This is a genomic window from Thalassiella azotivora (assembly GCF_054781695.1).
Window position 1 is genome coordinate 1 of the sequence record NZ_BAAGTX010000048.1, and the last position, 2,998, is coordinate 2,998.

A 2,998-nucleotide genomic window follows, 5' to 3' on the forward strand; every position below is an offset into this window, starting at 1 on the left:
GGGTGGCGGCGTCGACGGCGGCCGTGACCTCGTCGGCGCCGGCCGCGACGACCCTGGACGCCGGGGCGCCGGTCAGCGGGCTGCGGCGCTCGGTGGTCCGGCCGCCCCGGGCGGGGACGTCGCGCCCGTCGACGTGGTGCACGGCCAGCACGGGCGGCTCGCCGCCCGGGACGGGGTCGTCGCCGCGCACGACCGTCCGGGTCCGGGCCGGGGCGGGCGCGCTGGCGGTGGAGCCGGCCGACCGGGGCGCCTGGTGGGCGTCTGGGGAGGTGGTCGTCATGGCGACGCCGGTACCCACCTGCCGAGCCCGTATGCGTCGAAGAGCACCGCACTCGCACACGGTGAGTAGCGCTTCTCGTCCTGGGAGTGTGAGAAGCGCTTCTCTGGGTAGTCGAGTGCCCATGCGAGTGCTCGGAGTGAACGCGATCTTCCACGACCCGTCGGCGGCCCTGGTCGTCGACGGCCAGGTCGTGGCGGCGGCGGAGGAGGAGCGGTTCAGCCGCCGCAAGCACGGCAAGCGGCCGGTGCCGTTCGCCGCATGGGAGCTGCCGGAGCAGGCCGCCCGCTGGTGCCTGGACGCCGCCGGGCTGCGCCCGAAGGACCTGGACGCCGTCGCGTACTCGTTCGACCCGGCCCTGGCCAAGCCGGCCGAGGAGATGGGCCTGCACGACCCGTGGGACCACCTGCGGGTGACCTACGCCGAGCACGCGCCGGACTTCCTGGTCACCGCGCTGCCCGGCCTGGAGCGCGAGCGGGTCCGCTTCGTCCCGCACCACGTCGCGCACGCGGCGTCCGCGGGCCTGGCCGCCCCGGCGGCGCACGGGCGGCCGAGCAGCGTCCTGGTGCTGGACGGCCGGGGCGAGCGCGCGTCCCACCTCGCCGGCCGCTACCACGACGGCAGGTTGGAGGTGCTCGCCAGCCAGGAGCTGCCGCACTCCCTGGGCCTGCTGTACGAGTCCCTCACCGAGCACCTCGGGTTCCTGCGCTCCAGCGACGAGTACAAGGTGATGGCGCTCGCCTCCTACGGCACGCCGCGCCACCTCGACGAGCTGCGCGAGCTCGTCCGTCCCACCGGGGACGGCGGCTTCGTCGCGGAGGCACCCGACTGGTCGCGCTGGGCCCCGCGCCGGGACCGCGACGCGGCGCTGGACGAGGAGTCCTGGCGCGGGACCTGGGCGGACCTGGCGGCGTCCGTGCAGGTGCGCCTCGAGGAGGTCCTCGTCGAGCTGGCGACGTGGCTGCACGAGCAGACCGGGGACCGGGTGCTGACGATGGCCGGGGGGACCGCCCTGAACTGCGTGGCGAACCGGCGGGTCTGGGCGAGCACCCCGTTCGAGGACGTGTGGGTCCAACCCGCCGCGGGGGACGCCGGGACGGCGCTCGGCGCGGCCCTGCAGGTCAGCGCGGACGGCGGCGAGGTGCCCGCGCCGATGACGACCGCTGCGCTGGGCCGCGGGTGGTCCGACGACGACCTCGCGGCCTGGCTGCGCCACGCCGCGGTCCCGTTCACCACCCCCGCCGACCTGGCCGGGGAGGTGGCCGACGTCCTCACCCGCAACGGCGTCGTCGCCTGGTTCGGCGGCCGCAGCGAGTTCGGGCCGCGGGCCCTGGGGTACCGCTCCCTGCTCGCGCACCCGGGCCACCGGGAGAACCTCGAGCGGCTCAACGACGTCAAGGGCCGTGAGCAGTTCCGGCCCGTCGCGCCGATGGTGCTCACGGAGCGTGCCGACGAGGTGTTCTCCGGCGGACCGATGCCGAGCCCGTACATGCTGTTCGTCCACGACGTGCGCCCGCGGTGGCGCGAGCGCGTGCCCACCGTCGTCCACGTCGACGGGACGGCGCGGATCCAGACCGTGGACGACACCACGAACCCGGCGGTCGCGGCCCTGCTGCGGGCGTTCGAGGCCCGCACCGGGCTCCCGGTGCTCGTCAACACCAGCCTCAACACCGCCGGGCGCCCGATGGTCGACGACCCGAGGGAGGCGCTGGAGCTGTTCGGCTCCGCGCCGGTGGACGCCCTCGTGCTGGGACCGCACCTCGTGCGGCGCCAGGTCCCGACGCCCGGGACGAGGTCGTGAGCGCCCGCACCTCGGGGCAGGGCGGACGCCGCGGCACCGCGGCGGCGGACGGGCCGGACGGACGGGCCGGCGTCGTCCGCTACGACGTCGTCGTCCCCACCGTCGGCCGGCCCAGCCTGCACCGGACCCTGGCCGCGCTCGCCACGGCCGGCGCCGACGACCCCCACGCCCCCGGGCAGGTCGTCGTCGTCGACGACCGCGGCCCCGCCGCCGCCACCACCGACCCGCTGCGGGACCTGCCGGACGTCGGCGGACGCCCACCCCGGGTCGTCGTCGGCGGGGGCCGGGGCCCCGCCGCGGCCCGCAACGTCGGCTGGCGCTGCGCCACCGCGCCGTGGGTGGCCTTCCTCGACGACGACGTCCTGCCGTCGCCGACGTGGACGGCTGACCTCGTCGCGGACCTTCAGGCCTGCGAGGCGGGGACGGCCGGCTCCCAGGGCCGGGTCGTCGTCCCGCCGGCGCCGGGCCGCCCGACCGACTGGGCGCGCTCGACCGCGGGCCTGCAGACGGCCCGCTGGATCACCGCGGACATGGCCTACCGCCGCACCGCCCTGCTGGCCGCCGGCGGGTTCGACGAGCGCTTCCCCCGCGCCTACCGGGAGGACGCCGACCTGGCGCTGCGGGTGCAGGAGGCGGGCTGGTCGCTGGCCCGCGGCCGCCGCCGCGTCGAGCACCCGGTCCGCCCCGCCGGCGACCTGGTCAGCGTGCGGGTGCAGGCGGGCAACGCCGACGACGTCCTGATGCGCAGGCTGCACGGTCGCGACTGGCGCACCCGCGCCGGCGCCCCGCCCGGCCGGCTGCGGTGGCACCTGGCCACGGTCGGGGCCGCGGCCACCGCGGTGGCCTCCACCGTGGCCGGGCGCCGTGGCCTCGCCAGCGGCGCCGGCGCCGCCTGGGCGGGCCTGACGCTGGACCTGCTG

2 protein-coding genes and 1 pseudogene are annotated in these 2,998 nt (G+C 77.7%); 2 read left to right on the plus strand and 1 reads right to left on the minus strand.

Going from position 1 to position 2,998, the window contains the following annotated elements:
- Positions 1 to 280 (minus strand): annotated as a pseudogene (locus ACYVQV_RS18910) (hypothetical protein); the annotation flags it as partial.
- Between the two features lie 121 nt (positions 281 to 401).
- On the opposite strand from ACYVQV_RS18910, the gene ACYVQV_RS18915 reads away from it, so the two are divergent.
- Entirely contained in the window at positions 402 to 2,078 is a 1,677-nt protein-coding gene (locus ACYVQV_RS18915; RefSeq protein ID WP_461024866.1) for a carbamoyltransferase family protein, read from the plus strand.
- The coding region (locus ACYVQV_RS18920) for a glycosyltransferase family 2 protein (RefSeq protein ID WP_461024867.1) at positions 2,075 to 2,998 on the plus strand (924 nt) is incomplete at its 3' end. The genes ACYVQV_RS18915 and ACYVQV_RS18920, both read left to right, overlap by 4 nt.

What these genes read in the sequence shown, in the direction of transcription:
- ACYVQV_RS18915 (WP_461024866.1), top strand. Translation starts at nt 402, where the DNA reads ATGCGAGTGCTCGGAGTGAACGCGATCTTCCACGACCCGTCGGCGGCC.